The following is a 16,081-nucleotide window of genomic DNA, read 5'->3' as shown; positions in this document are numbered from 1 at the left end:
CGAGTCAGCGCTCGAGCGGCGGGACGGGCGTCGGCGAGGATGTCGTCCCACTCCTCCGCGCGCTCCCAGCGGAAGCCGTGCCGCTCGTACAGGCGGCGGGCGGGACTGAGCTTCAGCACGTCGATCCGGAACGGCAGCCCGGGGCGGGCCTCCGCCTCCATCATCCGCCGCAGCACCGCGGAGCCGATCCCCCGCCCCTGCACGGCGGTCGCGAGGTAGAAGTGCTCGATCCAGACGGCGTCGTCCTCGAGGCGGAAGGCGATGCAGCCGGAGTCGGTGCCGTCGACCGCGACGACGCAGGTGCGCTCGGGCGCGAAGCCGTCGAGGAACCGGTGCCGCACCCGATGCTCGTCGTACCGGTCGAGGCGCTCCAGATCCGGGCGCATCACGACGGCCCGCAGCTCCGCGATCCACTCCGCGTCACCGGCGACGGCGGGGCGCAGGCTCCAGGGCTCAGCGGCCACGGGGCTTCCGCGTGCGCCGCACGACGGGCTTCGCCGGCCCGGGGCGCGCGGGCTTCTTCTTCCCGCCGCCCGCCTTCTCGGCCTTCTCGCGCGCCTCGCGGGCCTTCGCCTTCGCCGCCTTCGCGCGCGACTCCACCTCGGCGTCGCCGCCGTGCCCCGCGTCGTGCTGGCGCTGCGGCCGCGCACCACGCCGATGAAGTCCTCGACGTCGTCCGTCTTCTCCTCCGTGACCCAGGCCAGGCGCACGGACGTCGGAGCGACTCCCGTCACCGGGACTGCGCGCACGTCCTTCCGGCTGTGCACGCGGGCGATCGCCTGCGGCACGATCAGCACGCCCACTCCCGCTGCGACCTGCTCGACGGCGTCGTCGAGGCCGGCCATCCGCGGCAGGGGACGTCGCGAGCCGTCGGCGATCTCCACCGCGACGGCCGCCCACTTCCTGCACGGCCGACGGCTCCTGCAGCAGGTGCTCGTCGGCGAGATCGGCGACGTCGACCGACTCCGCGTCGGCGAAGGCATGCTCTCGGCCGAGCACCACGACGGGCTGCTCGTCGTAGAGGTGGATCGCACTGAGGAGGGAGGGATCGACGTCCCCGCGGACGAACGCGACCTGCGCGCGGCCGTCGAGCAGCGCGCGCGGCGTCTCGTCCTCGGCGAGCGCCAGCACCCGCAGCGGCAGGTCGGAGCGACGATCGCCCCAGATGCGCGTCCACTTCGTCGGGGTGACGCCCGGCGCGAGAGCGACCGAGAACACCGGGCCGACGGGCTCGTCCGCATCGGGCAGGTCCGCACCCGGCTCGTCCCCTTCCGACCGTTCGACCGCAGCCTCGTCCAGGCGCTCCGTCCCGACGACGTCGGCGTCCTGCTGCGGGGTGTCCGGCTCGTCGCTCATCCGACCAGGGTAGGCGCTGTGCGCGCGACGGTAGGGTTGCCGCATGGCCAAGGCGACACAGACGATGAAGGCTGCGACCGCGGCGAAGAAGCTCCAGATCTTCCTGCCCGCGACCCCGGAGGAGTTCCAGGAGTCGGCGATCACGCGCGAGCAGTACGACGAGCTCGCCGCGAACCCGCCCGCGTGGCTCGTAGAGCTCCGCGAGAACGGGCCGCACCCCCGCCCCGTCATCGCCTCGCGGCTGAACGTCTCGATCTCGGCCTCGCCCGCGGCGGCATCACCGACGCGCTCACGACCGACGAGATCCAGGCCCTCCTCGACGAGGTCCCCGAGTGGCTGCGCGTCGAGCAGAACCGCTACGCCGAGGTCCGCCGCGAGCAGGCGCGCCTCAAGTCCGAGCGCGCCGCCAAGGCCGCCGAGTAGCCCCTCCGACCCCGGCAGCAGCGCCCTACTGGCTCGAGAACGCCGCGTCGAAGGACGCCGTCGGCGTCTTCCAGAGCAGCGAGCGGATGAACCCCACGGCCTCCGCCGCTCCGTGCAGACGGTCCATCCCCGCGTCCTCCCACTCGATCGAGATCGGGCCGGAGCAGCCGATCGCCTCGAGCGCGCGGAACGCGTCCTCCCATGGCACGTCGCCGTGTCCGGTCGAGACGAAGTCCCAGCCGCGCCGCGGATCGCCCCACGGCAGATGGGAGCCGAGCACGCCGGCCCGGCCGTTCTGCGGACGCATCCGCGTGTCCTTGCAGTCCACGTGGTGGATCCGGTCCTTGAAGTCCCAGAGGAACCCGACCGGGTCGATGTTCTGCCACATCATGTGCGACGGGTCCCAGTTGAACCCGAAGGCCTTCCGGTGGTCGATCGCCTCGAGCGTCCTCACGCTCGACCAGTAGTCGTAGGCGATCTCGGACGGGTGCACCTCGTGCGCGAACACGACGCCCTCGGCGTCGAACTCGTCGAGGATCGGGTTCCAGCGGGTCGCGAAGTCCTCGTAGCCCTCTTCGATCACCGAGGCGGGCACCGGCGGGAACTGCGCGACGTACGGCCAGATCTTCGACCCGGTGAAGCCGACGACCACATCGACGCCGAGCTTCCGGGCCACGCGGGCCGAGCGCTTCATGTCCTCGGCCGCCCGCTGCCGGACGCCCTCGGCGTCGCCGTCGCCCCAGGTGTAGTCGCGCACGAGCGCCTTGTGGCGGAAGTCGATCGGGTCGTCGCAGACGGCCTGCCCGGTGAGGTGGTTCGAGATCGCGAAGACCTCGAGCCCGTGGCGGTCCAGGATCTCGAGCCGCGACGCGGCGTACGAGTCGTCCTCGTCGGCGCGCTGGAGGTCGAGGTGGTCTCCCGACGCCGCGATCTCGAGGCCGTCGTAGCCCCACTCGGACGCCAGGCGCGCCACCTCCTCGAAGGGCAGGTCCGCCCACTGGCCGGTGAACAGGGTCACCGGGTGCGTGGCGGCGTAGGTCTTCTCGCTCATGGCGCTGTCTCCTTCGACAGGGGTGTCAGAGCGCGCCGGGCACGGTGACCCAGGCGCCGGAGTCGGCCGCGTCGAGCACGGCCTGGGTGATGCGGGCGGCGCGGAGTCCGTCGTCGAACGTCGGCAGACCCTCGACTTCGGCTCCGGCGATCGCCGCGTAGGTGTCGCGGGCGAACGCAGTGAACGCGTCCTGGTAGCCCATCGGATGCCCGCTGGGCACGATCGAGAGGCGGGCCGCATCCGGTGCGAGGATCGCGCCGTCGCGCGGCACGAGCACCGCGCTGTCGCGGCGCCCGACCCAGAGCGTCTCGGGCAGCTCCTGCTCGAAGCGCAGCGACTCCTCGAGCCCCGACACCTCCAGCACGAGCTCGTTGCGGTGCCCGGCCGTGACCTGCGAGACCAGGAGGGTGCCGACGGCGCCGCCCGCCAGACGGACGATCGCTCCGGCCACGTCCTCGGTCTCGACCGCGCGGCCGCCCTGCTCGGCGTGGATCGTGCTCGTGATCGCCGCGAGCGACTCGATCCGCTCGCCCGACACGAACTCGAGCAGGTCGACCAGGTGCGAGCCGATGTCGCCGAAGGCGCGCGAGCGCCCGCCGGCGGCCGGATCCACACGCCAGTTGTCGTCGGACGCGCCCAGCAGCCAGTCCTGCAGGTAGCTGCCGCGCACCGTGACCAGCCGACCGGTCTCGCCCGCGGCGACCCGGGCGCGCGCCTCGCGCACCATCGGGTGGAACCGGTAGGCGAACGGCACGGCGGCGACGATCCCCGCGGCCGACGCGGCGCTCGCGAGCGCCTGGGCCTCCGCCACCGTCGCCGCCAGCGGCTTCTCGCACACCACGTGCTTGCCCGCGTCGATCGCCGCGAGAGCGAGCTCGGCGTGGCTGGCGTTGGGCGTGCAGACGTGGATCACGTCGATGCCGTCGTCCTCGATCAGCGCCCGCGCGTCGGCGTAGGCGCGTTCGAAGCCGAGCTCGCCCGCCGCCCCTCGCCCTTCTCCGGGCTGGAGGAGGCGACGCCCGCCAGGACCGCGCCGGCGCTGCGGGCCGCGCGGCTGTGCACGGCCGCCATGAACCCGCCGCCGAGCACGCCGACGCGCAGGGCACCGCTCATCAGACCAGGGTCGCTTCGCTCGGGTCCCAGTCCTCGGGGACGGCGGGGCGCGGCGCGACGGTGCTCTCGACGAGCACCCTCTCACCCGTCTCGGCGGCCTCGAGGAGCGACAGCATCACGTCGGTCACGTGGTACGCGAGATCGCCCGACGCCGCCTCGGGCTGATCGGCCCGGATCGCCCGGGCGAGCTCGAGCACGCCGGTTCCGCGCGAGAAGGTCGAGCCCGTGGCCTCGATGACCTCGGGCTCCTTCTCTCCGCGGCGGTACAGGGTGACCTCGCCGTCGTGCATGTTGGGGTCCGGCAGCACGAGCGTGCCCTCGGAGCCGTTGATCTCGACGAAGCCCATCCGCTGCATGCTCGACTCGAAGCTCCAGACGCCCTGCGCCGAGGCACCGGATTCGAAGCGGAGCAGTCCGCCGATGTGGGTCGGGATCGTGACGGGGAACTCCGTGCCCTCGCGCGGTCCGGAGCCGACGACGCGCGTCGCGCGGGCCTGGGAGGAGACCGCGGTGACGCTCTCGACCGGCCCGAGGTTCTGCACGAGGGTGGTGATGTAGTACGGACCCATGTCCAGCAGCGGTCCGCCGCCGGGTGCGAAGAAGAACTCGGGGTTCGGGTGCCAGCCCTCGGGGCCGGGGCCCTGGAAGAGCGTGATCGCCGACAGCGGGGTCCCGATGGCTCCGCTCTCGATGACGCGCTGCGCGGTCTGGAGGCCCGCGCCGAGGAAGGTGTCGGGCGCCGTGGCGACGCGCAGCCCCTTCTCCTTCGCCAGGGCGAGCAGCTCCACGCCGCTGTCGCGGTCGAGCGAGAAGGGCTTCTCGGTCCAGACGTGCTTGCCGGCCTCGAGGGCGCGACGGGCGACCTCGACGTGCACGGCCGGGATCGTCAGGTTGACGACGATCTCGATGCCGGGGTGCGCGAGGAGCTCCTCGACCGTGCCCGATCCGGGCACGCCGAACGCCTCAGCCTGGGCCTTCGCGCGCTCGAGGTCGATGTCGGCCACGAAGAGCACCTCGAGGTCGGGGAAGACCGTCAGGTTGGTGAGGTACTGGGTGCTGATGTTCCCGGCCCCGATGACGCCGACGCCGACGCGTCCCGCGCCGCTCATGCGGAGAGCTCCGAGACGTAGGTGAAGCCCGTGGTCAGGCCCTCGAAGATGTCGCCCGCGTAGGCGTCGAACTCGAGCACGGGGAGTGCCTGCGGGGCGGCGGCGAGAATCGACGGGATGTCCATCGCGCCGTCGCCTGCGGGCAGCTGCTCCTGGGTGTCGCTCGAGACGGGTCCGTCCTTGATGTGCAGGAAGCGGACCTTCTCGCCGAGGCGGCCGAGCACCGCGGCGGGGTCGTCGCCGCCGACCGCAGCCCAGTAGGTGTCGAGCTCGAGCAGGATCCGCTCGTCGAGCAGGCTCGCGAGGTGCTCGAAGGCGCTGCGGCCGTCGATGCGGTTCTCGAACTCGAACGCGTGGTTGTGGTACCCGAGGGTGAGGCCGCGCGAGGCGGCGGAGTCGACGAGCGCGTTCAGCTCGTCGGCGATCTTCTCGACATCGTCGGCGGTGGTCCAGCGCGTCGGGTCGACGTGCGGATCGATCACGGTCTGCACGCCGAGCGAGGCCGCGATGTCGAAGATCTCGTCGACGGAGGTGCCCTCCTGCGGTCCGAGGAGGCGCGCGTGGGCGCTCGGGGCGGTCAGGCCGCTGGCGGGCAGCGCCGAGCGGTAGCCCTCGGCGAGGTCGACGAACGAGAAGAGCTCGACCTTCGTGAAGCCGATGCCTGCGAGGCGGTCGAGGGTGGCGGGCAGATCGGCGGCGAGGGACTCGCGGACCGAGTACAGCTGGACGGAGAGGTCTGCTGGTGTGGCCACCGGGGTGCTCCTGATCGACGTCGAACGTGGGTGCTCCGAACCCTACGCGGGCTTTTGAGTCCCAACAAGCAGAACTTCTCCAGGAGGCGTAGAAAGTCGGACTGGCTCGGAGCAGAAGGCCCCGCGCTGTGATTGACTTCCGCCATGCCGTCCCGTCGCCGTTCCGCCACGAGCGCCCCGGGCGAGCTGCTGCTGCTGCTCGCCGACGGCGGCGCCCGCACCCGGGCCGACGTCGTCGCCGAGACCGGCCTCCCCGCGCGGCGGTCTCGGCGCAGCTGGACCTGCTGGCCGCCACCGGACTCGTCGTCCGTCGCGACGACGCTCCCTCCTCCGGCGGCCGACCCGCGGCGCGGATCGCCTTCGACGCCTCGGCCCGCACCCTCCTCGCCGTCGACCTCGGCGCCGCCCACGCGACGACCGCGGTCACCGACCTCGACGGCACCGTCCTGACCGAGAGACGGGAGGCGATCGCGATCGCCGACGGCCCCTCGCCGTCCTCGGGCACGCTCCGAGACCGCCGCCGCCCTGCTCGCGGACCTCCCCGGCGCCGGCCCGCTCGCCGGGGTCGGAGTCGGAGTGCCGGGTCCGGTGGAGCACGCCACGGGCCGCCCGGTGAAGCCGCCGATCATGCCCGGCTGGGACCGCTTCGACATCCCCGCCTTCGTGGCGCGGTCGCTCCCGGTGCCGGTGCTCGTCGACAACGACGTCAACCTCCTCGCCCTCGGCGAGCACGCCGACCACTACTCCGGCGTCGACGACCTGCTGTACGTGAAGGTCTCGACCGGCATCGGCGCGGGCATCGTCAGCGGAGGCGCACTGCAGCGGGGAGCGCTCGGCGCCGCGGGCGACCTCGGCCATGTCCAGGTCCCCGGCGATCACGGCGACGCCGATCCCGAGGCCATCGCGAGCGGCTCCGCCATCGCCCGGCGGCTCGGCGGCGGGGTCGCGAGCACCTCCGACGTCGTGCGGCTGCTCACCCAGGGCGACCCGGCCGCCGTCGAGCTGACCCGCACGGCGGGCCGCGACATCGGCGAGGTGCTCGCCACGTGCGTGAACCTGCTGAACCCCTCCGTCATCGTGATCGGCGGCAGCATCGCGGAGGCGAGCCACGAGGTGCTCGCGGGCGTCCGGGAGGTCGTCTACCGCCGCTCCCTCCCCCTCGCCACCCGCTCCCTCGACATCGTGCAGGCCTCGGGCGACCGCGGCGGCGGCGTCCGCGGAGCGGCCCTCATGGTCCGCCGCCACCTCCTCTCCCCCGGGTCGTCGACTCCTTCCTCGCCGCCTCCTGACGCTCTCCCGCGCCGGTCGAGCGTCCGCCCCGATCTCGCGCTCGGCGAACACCGCGCCCCCGCGTGCCGATTCGGCACCTCCTCGGAACGGGCGCAGAATGTATCGGTGCCCGATCTGCAGCTCACGTTCCCCTGGGAGACGCAGCCCGTCTTCCGGGAGGCCGAGCCGCCCCACCTGAAGCGGGTCGTCGCCCACTCCACCGATCGCGTCGCCTGGCTCCGGGCCCGTTCCCGCGGCATCACCGCGACCGACGTCGCGCGCCTCTCCTCCACGGCCGCCATCGACCGCGTCGCCCTCGACAAGCTCTACGGCAGCGGCTTCGGCGGCAACGCGTTCACCGATCACGGCCGGGCCCGCGAGCCCGAGATCGCCGCCTGGGTTCTCCGCGAGCACGAGATCGAGCCCAGCAGCACCCTCTTCCACGCGAGCCAGGAGCGGCGCCACCTCGCCACCCCCGACGGCATCGGCCTGCGCGAGGACGGCCGGCTCGAGCTCTGCGAGATCAAGACGACCACGAAGCCGTGGCGCAGCATCCCGCGCCACTACCTGCGGCAGGTCTTCTGGCAGCAGTACGTCCTGGGCGCCGAGCGCACGCTCGTGGTCTGGGAGCAGCACCGCGACTTCGTGCCGATCGACGCCGAGCCCGAGTTCCGCTGGGTCGACCGCGACGAGGACGAGATCCACGTCCTCGTCCGCCTCGCCGGCATGCTGATGGCCGAGCTGCACGAGAGAACCCGCGCGGGCGCGCGGTGACCGTCCTCCTCCTGCACGGGCTCGGCAGCGACCGCTCGCAGCCGCTCGGCCTGCTCCGACCGGCGCTCCCGCCCGGCAGCGAGGTCCTCGCCCCGGACGTCCGCGCGCACGGGGCCTCCGACCTCGTGGGCGCCGGCTCCGACTTCTCGCTCGACGCCCTCGCCGACGAGGTGACCGAGCAGGTGATCCGCGCCGGAGCCGCGCACAAGCCGCTCACGGTCCTCGGCATCTCGATGGGGGCCGCGATCGCCCTGCGCCTCGTCGCGCGCCGCGTGCTGCCGATCGACCGGGCGGTCTTCGTGCGCCCCGCCTTCACCTCCGAGCCGATGCCCGAGAACCTCGCCGTCTTCCCCGTCCTCGCGCAGCTGCTGCACGACCACGGTGCCAAGCGGGGCGAGCGGCTCTTCCGCGCCTCCGGCCTCTTCCAGCGGGCCGTGGAGGAGTCGCCCGCCGGGGCTCAGGGCCTCGTGCAGCAGTTCCGCGCGCCTCGGGCGGCGGAGCGCGCCGTGCGCCTCGCCGAGATTCCCCGCAACGCCGCGTACCGCGACTCCGGCGAGCTGTCGCAGGTCATCGCGCGCACCCTCGTCATCGCCGCCGAGCGCGATCCGGTGCACCCGGTCGCCGTGGCGGAGCAGTGGGCGAGAGGTCTTCCCGACGCGGAGCTCGAGCGGGTGCCGGCGCGCGACGACGGCCAGGAGCGGCAGACCGAGGTGCTGCGGAGTCGCGTCCGCGACTGGCTCGCGCGGCGCTGAGGTCCTCCCGCGCGAGCACCAGGCCCACGGTCGCGAGCCACAGCAGGGCCACGGCGGTCGCGACGAACTCCAGCGTTCCGCCCAGGCGCATCCAGACCCGGAGGAGCGACAGGATCGCGCCCGCTCCCGCGATCACGGCCACCGCCACTCCGGCCACGAGCGAGAGCCGGGCGACGGCCGGGCGCTCCCGTGCCGCCGCGAGCTGGAGCATCGCGACGCACGCCGACGCGAAGCCCAGCACCGCCGCGCTGGTGTGAATGAGGTCCTGCCAGCTGAAGCTCTCCCCCACCGGCAGCGGGCACCCCGCCGTGCAGGTCACCTGCGACGCGAGCGCGAAGCACCCGGCGGCGGCGAGCAGCACGAGGGAGGGCGCGAGCGAGGGCAGCAGCCGGGACCGCACGTGCCGGGCGCCGAGCGCGACGGCCGTGCCGCCGGCCGCGACGAGCAGCAGCGCGATCCGCACCGCGCCCGCCGTCGGCATGCCCGGCGCTCCCATCTCGCTCACGTAGACCCAGCGCGAGAGGCTGAGCCGCGCACCGAGCAGGAGGATCAGACCGGCGAGCACGAGGACCGATCCGCCGATCAGCAGGGCCTCCGGCACGTCGTCGCAGCATCCCCTCATCGTGCCAGACGCCGCTGCGCCCCGAGCCCGACGCCGCCTCACCTCCCCATCGGGGCACGGAGAGCCAATCTTCTCGGGCGGGTGACACCGCCGTAACAGCCCGGACTCATTACCTCGATTGACTGATCGCGGCGCTCGGAGACGGGGTCGGGGGACGCACGCCAGCGCGTCGCCCACCCCTGGAACCACCACCGGGGCCGGGACACAGGAAGGGCGATGATGCACAGCAGTGCGCTCGGACACGGCCTCACGATCGGCGAGATCCCCGAGGAGGTGGTCCTCCCCGACACCATGACGGCGGCGGTGATCGACGCCCCGGGCGACGCCTCGGCGCTGCACCTCGCGACCGTGCCGACCCCCTCGGCGATCAACGCCGAGTTCCTGGTGAAGGTGGTCGCGGCCGGAGTGAATCCGCTCGACGTGAAGACCAGGGCGGGCCGCGGAGTCGCCTCCCAGATCACCTCGTACCCCGCGGTGCTCGGCCACGACTTCTCGGGCGTCGTCGTGCAGAGCCTGTACCCCGCGCATCCGCTGCGGCCCGGCGACGAGGTCTACGGATTCGTGATGGTGCCCCGCTACTCCGGCTCCTACGCCCAGTACGTCAGCGTGCCCAGCGTCTCGGTCACGCGGAAGCCCTCGACGCTGTCGCACGTGGAGGCCGCCGGCGTCCCGCTGGCCGCGCTCACCGCGTGGGGCATGGTGGTCGAGCTGGCCAAGGCGCACGAGGGGCAGCGGATCCTCATCCACGCGGGCTCCGGCGGAGTCGGCCACTTCGCCGTGCAGTTCGCCTCGTACTTCGGCGCCACGGTCACCGCCACCGGGTCCACGCGCAATCTGCAGTGGCTCCGCGAGCTGGGCGCCGACCAGGTGATCGACCACACGGCCGAGCGCTTCGACGAGATGCCTCGGACATCGACGTCGTGATCGACCTGGTCGGCAACGTGCACGACGACACGGGCTCGCGCTCGCTGCGCGTGCTGCGCCCCGGCGGACTCGTCGTGAACGCGCCGACCGGCAGCTGGCCCGGGTTCTTCGAGGAGGCGGCCGCCGCCGGCGTGCGCGCCTCCACCTTCAAGGTCGCGCCCGACGGAGCGACGCTCGCCGTGGTCTCGCGCCTGCTCGAGTCGGGAGACGTGCGCGTCTTCATCGACGGCGTCTTCCCGCTCGAGAAGGCGGGCGAGGCGCACGAGCAGCTCGAGACCGGCCACACGCGCGGCAAGATCGTGCTCACCGTCTGCGAGGGCTGACCTCGGTCCTCCGCGGGATGCCACTCCGGTGCGCCTTCCGTGCGCGTCCCGTCGCGGAGCGGTCCCTCGCGACGGGGATCAGGGCAGCGGGCGCTCCAGGACGAAGTCGTCCTCGTAGCGGTCGCCGACCAGGAAGCGCTTCTCGCCCACCACCGCGAACCCGTGCCGGACGTAGAACCGGCGCGCCCGCTCGTTCTCCTGGTTCACCCCGAGCCAGACGCCCGCCGCGCCGGTCGATCGCGCATCGTCCAGCGACGCCGCCATCAGCGCCGAGGCGATCCCGCTGCCGTGACCACCGGGCAGCACGTAGCACTTGCTCAGCTCGACGCTCGGGCGCCGGCTGATCGCGGCGGCCGCGTCTTCGTCGGCCGGCTCGCCCCGCACCAGCATCGTGTAGCCGACCAGCGCCCCGGAGGCGTCCTCGGCCGCGAACAGGGACCGGTGCGGGTCGACGAGGTACGCGGCGAACCGCTCCTCGGACAGCACCGCGCGGATGAACTCGGCCTTCGCCTCGTCGCTCGTGTGCGGCGGGCAGGCGAGCGGGAACGTGAGAGCGGCGACCTCGGCCAGCGCCGGCGCGTCCGCGGGCACCGCTCGGCGGACCGCGGTCGGGGCGTCGTCGGAGGGTCGCTGCTGATCCTGGAGCACGACGACCAGTCTGCGCCCGCCGCGCGGCCGGCTCCGACCCGGAACGACGAAGGAGGGGCCCGCTCACGCGGACCCCCTCCTGTCGGTGCTGCCTCGGGGCAGCGACGTCCTAGGACAGGACGTTGACGTCCAGCGGGATGCCGGGGCCGAAGGTCGTCGAGACGGCGGCCTTCTGGATGTAGCGGCCCTTGGAGGAGGAGGGCTTGAGACGGTTGATCTCGTCGAGAGCCGTCTTGAAGTTCTCCTGGAGCTGCTCCTCGGTGAACGCGGCCTTGCCGACGACGAGGTGCACGTTGGCGTGCTTGTCGACGCGGAACTCGATCTTTCCGCCCTTGATCTCGGTCACGGCCTTCGCCACGTCCGGGGTCACGGTGCCGGTCTTCGGGTTGGGCATGAGGCCGCGGGGGCCGAGCACCTTTCCGAGACGACCGACCTGGCCCATGAGCTCCGGCGTCGAGACGGCGGAGTCGAACGAGGTGTACCCGCCCGCGACCTTCTCGATGAGCCTCGGCGCCGCCGACCTCGTCGGCACCCGCGGCGATCGCGGCCTCGGCGGCCGGTCCCGTCGCGAAGACGATGACGCGGGCGGTCTTGCCCGTGCCGTGGGGGAGGATGACCGTGCCGCGGACCATCTGGTCCGCCTTGCGCGGGTCGACGCCCAGCTTCAGCGCGACCTCGACGGTGCTGTTGAACTTGGCCGAGCCGGTCTCGCGAGCGAGGGCGACGGCCTCATCGGCCGTGTAGTACTTGCCCTCTTCGAGCTTGGCTGCGGCGGCCCGGTAGGCCTTCGACTTCTGTGCCATGTTGTTTCTCCTTGAAACGAGAATGTGGTTCTAGAGCCTGGCGGGCTCTCCCACGGGATGTTGAGTTCTTGAGTGACGCGACGTGACGAGTCGCAGAGCGGTGTGGCTGCTCCCGGAGGCCAGGAGGAGGTGTCGTGCGACCCATTGAGGGTCGCTGTCACTTCTCGCAGTCTCCCGAGGACGACGGGCCAATCGTACCGTCGGGCTGCCGCCGTCCGCGCAGCACGGGAATCACCCCGTGCAAGCGCTGGAATGGGATCAGCCCTCGACGGTGATTCCCATGCTGCGCGCAGTGCCGGCGATGATCTTCGCGGCCGCGTCGATGTCGTTGGCGTTCAGGTCGACCTGCTTCGCCTCGGCGATCTCGCGGACCTGCGCCTGGGTGAGCTTCGCGACCTTCACGGTGTGCGGGGTCGAGGAGCCCTTGGCGACGCCGGCGGCCTTCTTGATGAGCTCCGCCGCGGGCGGGGTCTTCAGGATGAAGGTGAAGGAGCGGTCCTCGTAGACGGTGATCTCGACGGGGATGACGTTGCCGCGCTGCGACTCGGTCTGCGCGTTGTACGCCTTGCAGAACTCCATGATGTTGACGCCGTGCTGACCGAGCGCCGGACCGATCGGGGGCGCGGGGTTCGCCGCGCCGGCCTTGATCTGGAGCTTGATCAGGCCGGTGACCTTCTTCTTGGGGGCCATTCTGATTCCTTTTCTCAGGGTTCGAGTGGTCGGGGGTTCCCGGCCGCTCTCCCGCGCACCCGACGGAGTCGGATCGCGGTGGAGGAGGGTCGGACGGCGCGCACGCGGACGGGCGCCGACACGAAAACCCGTACGAGCTTACACGGGTATCGCTACTCCCGACAGGGCGGATCCGCATCCGCCGCTGCCGTCTGCGGGCGCCGCACCGTCTGCAGGCCCCGCACCATCTGCGGGCACCCGCCCCATCTGCGGGCACCGGCACGATCTGCAGGGGAATCGGGCCGGGTCGTCCCCAGCGATGCGGAGGAAAGCGCTCCTCCAGTCGGATCCCCTGCAGATCGCACCGACGCGGCGCCGACGAGCGCGTCCCGGAACGACGGACGCCCCCTCCGCCGGAGCGGAGAGGGCGTCGTCGCGACGTCAGGACGTCAGAGCTTGGTGACCTGGTCGAAGGACAGCTCGACCGGGGTCTCGCGCTCGAACAGCGACACGAGCACCGTGAGCTTGCCGCTCTCGGGCTTGATCTCGCTGATGGAGCCGGGGAGACCCGCGAACGAGCCCTCCTTGATGGTGATCGTCTCGCCGATCTCGAAGTCGACCTCGGCGGGCAGCACGCGCTGGGCCTGCTTCTGGCCCTTCGCGCCGGGCGCCTTCGAGGGGGCGACGTCCTTGATCTCGACGAGGCTCTTCAGCATCGTGAAGGCCTCCTCGAAGCGCAGCGGAGTCGGGTTGTGGGCGTTGCCCACGAAGCCGGTCACGCCGGGGGTGTGGCGGACGACCGACCACGAGTCCTCGTTGAGGTCCATGCGCACCAGCACGTAGCCGGGGATGCGCACGCGGGTGACCATCTTGCGCTGGCCGTTCTTGATCTCGACCACGTCCTCCATTGGGACCTGGACCTCGAAGATGTAGTCCTCGGCCTCGAGCGAGACCTTGCGGTTCTCGATGTTGGACTTCACGCGCTTCTCGAAGCCGGCGTAGGAGTGGATGACGTACCACTTGCCCGGCTTGCCGCGGAGCTCCGTGCGGAAGGCCTCGTAGGGGTCGATGTCGGCGAGGTCCTCGCCCTCGGCATCCGCGTCCTCCGCGGCGACCTCGGCCCTCGTCCTCGACGGCACTCGAGGGCCGCTTCGGCCTCCTCGACGGTGTCGATGTAGGCGGCCTCGTCGACGGCCGCGTCGGCCTCCGGGTCGTCGACCGAGCCGATGGCGTCGAGCGCGGCCTCGAGGTCGGACGCCAGGTCCTCCTCGGACTCGTTCTCGTCGATGACGCTCAGGGCGCCCTCCTCGGCGGGCTCGCTGGAGTCCTCGGCCTGCGTGAGGGTGCCGCCCTCCTGCGCCTCCTCGACCTCCGACGACTGCTCGGCAGCCGTCGACCAGTCGACGTCGTCGCGGTTTCTGTCAGACCTCGTCACAGCTCTCTCTCGATCGATGCGGTCGGCGCCGCGAGGGCGCGTACCGCTGGCCGGCATCCTCCGCCCAAGCGGTGTCGGATGCCACCGGGTCAGGCGGCTGGTGTGCCGAAGACGTAGGTCACGGCCAGCGCGAACACCCAGTCGAGGAACGAGACCAGCGCCATCGTGATGACGACGAAGATCAGGACCACCACGACGTAGTTGCCGAGCTCTTTCCTGGTCGGCGTCACGACCTTCTTCAGCTCGGCGATGACCTGCCGGATGAAGAGGGCGATCCGCGCGAACGGATTGCGCCGCGCCGCACGCTGCTGATTCGCGATCGCGACGACGTCCTCGCTCGGCTCGTCGACTGCTTTCCCGGCCACCTGCACGCACCTTTCCCGCACCGGAACCTCCGGTGTGGCCGGCCGCCCTGCGGGCGACCCTGGACCGATGACCGCTGCATCGCGGGGACCGCGAGCGACGGGCATCGATGTGCAAGGCGGACGAGGGCTCGAACCTGCAACCTGCGGTTTTGGAGACCGCTGCTCTACCAATTGAGCCACCGCCCTATGGATGCCGTTGCGAGCATCCGAGGAGGAGGCGAACTCCGCGGCACCCTCCTCCGACCCTGTCGGGCGCGGTGAAGACTGGCAGAGTTCGACTACCTCGGACGAGTGTACGTGGACCCGAGAGGAGTGTCCAGCCGGGCCGCGCCGCCCGGATGCGCCCCCTCGCGCGCAGAGGATACGCTTTCGCTCGTGTCTGCTCCCACGCGCGTCTCCGCCCGAATCTCCGCCATCGCCGAGTCCGCGACCCTCAAGGTCGACGCGAAGGCGAAGGCCCTCCAGGCGCAGGGACGCCCCGTCATCTCCTACGCGGCGGGCGAGCCCGACTTCCTCACCCCGGAGCACATCGTCGAGGCCGCGTCCGCCGCGGTGCTCGACCCGAAGAACTACCGCTACACCCCCGCGGCGGGACTCCCCGACCTCCGCGCGGCGATCGCCGAGAAGACCGCGCGAGACTCCGGATGGGCGGTCGAGCCCTCGCAGGTCGTCGTCACCAACGGCGGCAAGCAGGCCGTCTACCAGGCCTTCCAGACCCTCCTCGACGACGGCGACGAGGTCCTCGTGCCGACCCCCTACTGGACCACCTACCCCGAGGCGATCAAGCTCGCGGGCGGCGTGCAGGTCGACGTCTTCGCGGGTGCCGACCAGGGCTACCTCGTCACCGTCGAGCAGCTCGAGGCGGCTCGCACCGAGCGCTCCAAGGTGCTGCTCTTCGTCTCCCTCCAACCCCACCGGAGCCGTCTACTCCGCCGAGCAGACCCGTGCGATCGGCGAGTGGGCCCAGGAGCACGGCCTCTGGGTGATCGCCGACGAGATCTACCAGAACCTGGTCTACGCGGTCGACGGGCAGGACGACGCCGGCCCCCTCGAGCGCGCCACCTCGATCGTGGAGGCCGTTCCCGAGCTGCGCGACCGCACGATCCTCGTCAACGGAGTCGCCAAGACCTACGCGATGACCGGCTGGCGGGTCGGATGGATGGTCGGCCCGGCCGACGCCATCGCCGGCGCCTCGAACCTGCAGTCGCACCTCTCGAGCAACGTCTCCAACATCTCGCAGCGGGCCGCGATCGCCGCTCTACCGGACCGCAGGAGCCGGCCGAGGAGATGCGCCTCGCCTTCGACCGCCGCCGCCGCACGATCGTCGGCCGAGCTGAACGCGATCGACAGGTCGAGTGCCCACCCCGGTGGCGCGTTCTACGTGTACCCGGACGTCCGCGGGCTGCTGAACCGCGAGTGGGACGGCGTCGCCGACCACCTCGCTCCGGGCTCGCCGACCTGATCCTCGGAAGGCCGAGGTCGCGACCGTCCCCGGCGAGGCCTTCGGCCCCAGCGGCTACCTGCGCCTCTCCTACGCCCTCGGCGACGACGCGTTGCTCGAGGGCGTGCAGCGGCTGCGAGCCGTTCGGCTGAGTTTTCCGCCTCTCTCCTCCTGCGTCGTCGATCGGCCGCGGTCGGCTCGACGAGGCGGGGCGTTCCGCAGAGCGTCCTGCGTCCGCCTACGGCGATCCGC

General features: G+C 72.0%; 12 protein-coding genes, 1 tRNA gene and 7 pseudogenes. 6 read left to right on the top strand and 14 right to left on the bottom strand.

The features are described 5' to 3' along the window. Positions 1-80: 80 nt before the first annotated feature. Together AC0CII_RS21740 and AC0CII_RS21735 are read right to left on the bottom strand one after the other, a co-directional pair. A pseudogene (locus AC0CII_RS21740) lies at positions 81-386 on the bottom strand (GNAT family N-acetyltransferase); the annotation flags it as partial. A gap of 67 nt (positions 387-453) precedes the next feature. Further along, positions 454-1,356 (bottom strand): LysR family transcriptional regulator substrate-binding protein, encoded by a 903-nt coding sequence (locus AC0CII_RS21735; RefSeq protein WP_465230594.1) that lies wholly within the window; start codon positions 1,354-1,356, stop codon positions 454-456. Between the two features lie 64 nt (positions 1,357-1,420). Here AC0CII_RS21735 and AC0CII_RS21730 point away from each other — a divergent pair. Then, positions 1,421-1,779: pseudogene (locus AC0CII_RS21730) on the top strand (DUF5997 family protein). A gap of 25 nt (positions 1,780-1,804) precedes the next feature. On the opposite strand, the gene AC0CII_RS21725 reads toward AC0CII_RS21730, so the two are convergent. The 5 genes from AC0CII_RS21725 to AC0CII_RS21705 are packed head-to-tail and all read right to left on the bottom strand — an operon-like array spanning position 1,805 to position 5,804. Further along, a complete protein-coding gene (locus AC0CII_RS21725) occupies positions 1,805-2,830 on the bottom strand; it encodes a sugar phosphate isomerase/epimerase family protein (protein WP_465230593.1) in 1,026 nt (341 codons plus the stop codon). A gap of 25 nt (positions 2,831-2,855) precedes the next feature. Further along, the gene (locus AC0CII_RS21720) at positions 2,856-3,764 is read right to left on the bottom strand and encodes a Gfo/Idh/MocA family protein (RefSeq protein WP_465231054.1); all 909 of its coding nucleotides are present in this window, start codon (positions 3,762-3,764) and stop codon (positions 2,856-2,858) included. Then, positions 3,764-3,943, bottom strand: coding sequence for a hypothetical protein (locus AC0CII_RS21715; RefSeq protein WP_465231147.1), 180 nt, complete (start codon positions 3,941-3,943; stop codon positions 3,764-3,766). Before AC0CII_RS21715 ends, AC0CII_RS21720 begins: the two co-directional genes overlap by 1 nt. Then, positions 3,943-5,052: a Gfo/Idh/MocA family protein gene (locus tag AC0CII_RS21710; RefSeq protein WP_465226492.1), complete on the bottom strand. Its 1,110-nt coding sequence runs from the start codon at positions 5,050-5,052 to the stop codon at positions 3,943-3,945. The genes AC0CII_RS21715 and AC0CII_RS21710 overlap by 1 nt, the downstream gene beginning before the upstream one ends. After that, entirely contained in the window at positions 5,049-5,804 is a 756-nt protein-coding gene (locus AC0CII_RS21705) for a sugar phosphate isomerase/epimerase family protein (protein ID WP_465230592.1), read from the bottom strand. The genes AC0CII_RS21710 and AC0CII_RS21705 overlap by 4 nt, the downstream gene beginning before the upstream one ends. 144 nt (positions 5,805-5,948) lie before the next feature. On the opposite strand from AC0CII_RS21705, the gene AC0CII_RS21700 reads away from it, so the two are divergent. The 3 genes from AC0CII_RS21700 (at position 5,949) to AC0CII_RS21690 (ending at position 8,599) form a co-directional block, all read left to right on the top strand. Continuing rightward, the gene (locus tag AC0CII_RS21700; protein ID WP_465230591.1) at positions 5,949-6,254 is read left to right on the top strand and encodes a hypothetical protein; all 306 of its coding nucleotides are present in this window, start codon (positions 5,949-5,951) and stop codon (positions 6,252-6,254) included. A 75-nt stretch (positions 6,255-6,329) separates the two neighbouring features. Further along, positions 6,330-7,847 (top strand): ROK family protein, encoded by a 1,518-nt coding sequence (locus AC0CII_RS21695; RefSeq protein ID WP_465231053.1) that lies wholly within the window; start codon positions 6,330-6,332, stop codon positions 7,845-7,847. Beyond that, on the top strand, positions 7,844-8,599 hold the full coding sequence (locus tag AC0CII_RS21690) for an alpha/beta fold hydrolase (protein ID WP_465226495.1): 756 nt from the start codon (positions 7,844-7,846) through the stop codon (positions 8,597-8,599). The genes AC0CII_RS21695 and AC0CII_RS21690 overlap by 4 nt, the downstream gene beginning before the upstream one ends. A gap of 31 nt (positions 8,600-8,630) precedes the next feature. Here AC0CII_RS21690 and AC0CII_RS21685 read toward each other — a convergent pair. Beyond that, positions 8,631-9,095: pseudogene (locus AC0CII_RS21685) on the bottom strand (DUF998 domain-containing protein); the annotation flags it as partial. 417 nt (positions 9,096-9,512) lie between these two features. Here AC0CII_RS21685 and AC0CII_RS21680 point away from each other — a divergent pair. After that, positions 9,513-10,468, top strand: a pseudogene (locus AC0CII_RS21680) (NADP-dependent oxidoreductase). A 78-nt stretch (positions 10,469-10,546) separates the two neighbouring features. Here AC0CII_RS21680 and AC0CII_RS21675 read toward each other — a convergent pair. The 6 genes and pseudogenes from AC0CII_RS21675 to AC0CII_RS21650 all read right to left on the bottom strand — a co-directional run bounded on the left by AC0CII_RS21675 (position 10,547) and on the right by AC0CII_RS21650 (position 14,574). After that, positions 10,547-11,116: an N-acetyltransferase family protein gene (locus AC0CII_RS21675; protein ID WP_465226496.1), complete on the bottom strand. Its 570-nt coding sequence runs from the start codon at positions 11,114-11,116 to the stop codon at positions 10,547-10,549. Positions 11,117-11,225: 109 nt separating this feature from the next. Further along, a pseudogene (gene rplA, locus AC0CII_RS21670) lies at positions 11,226-11,919 on the bottom strand (50S ribosomal protein L1). A gap of 258 nt (positions 11,920-12,177) precedes the next feature. Further along, the gene (gene rplK, locus AC0CII_RS21665; protein ID WP_055790620.1) at positions 12,178-12,609 is read right to left on the bottom strand and encodes a 50S ribosomal protein L11; all 432 of its coding nucleotides are present in this window, start codon (positions 12,607-12,609) and stop codon (positions 12,178-12,180) included. Positions 12,610-13,037: 428 nt separating this feature from the next. Then, positions 13,038-14,023: pseudogene (gene nusG, locus AC0CII_RS21660) on the bottom strand (transcription termination/antitermination protein NusG). A gap of 89 nt (positions 14,024-14,112) precedes the next feature. Then, positions 14,113-14,388, bottom strand: coding sequence for a preprotein translocase subunit SecE (gene secE / locus AC0CII_RS21655; protein WP_465230590.1), 276 nt, complete (start codon positions 14,386-14,388; stop codon positions 14,113-14,115). 112 nt (positions 14,389-14,500) lie between these two features. Then, positions 14,501-14,574: transfer RNA gene (locus tag AC0CII_RS21650), tRNA-Trp, on the bottom strand. 189 nt (positions 14,575-14,763) lie between these two features. Between AC0CII_RS21650 and AC0CII_RS21645 the strand changes: the two are divergent. Then, a pseudogene (locus AC0CII_RS21645) lies at positions 14,764-15,968 on the top strand (pyridoxal phosphate-dependent aminotransferase); the annotation flags it as partial. Between the last annotated feature and the right edge of the window lie 113 nt (positions 15,969-16,081).

The organism is Rathayibacter sp. AC182 (assembly GCF_979253875.1).
The sequence above is the reverse complement of the archived record's forward strand: the minus strand, read 5'-3'. Positions and strand labels throughout refer to the sequence as shown.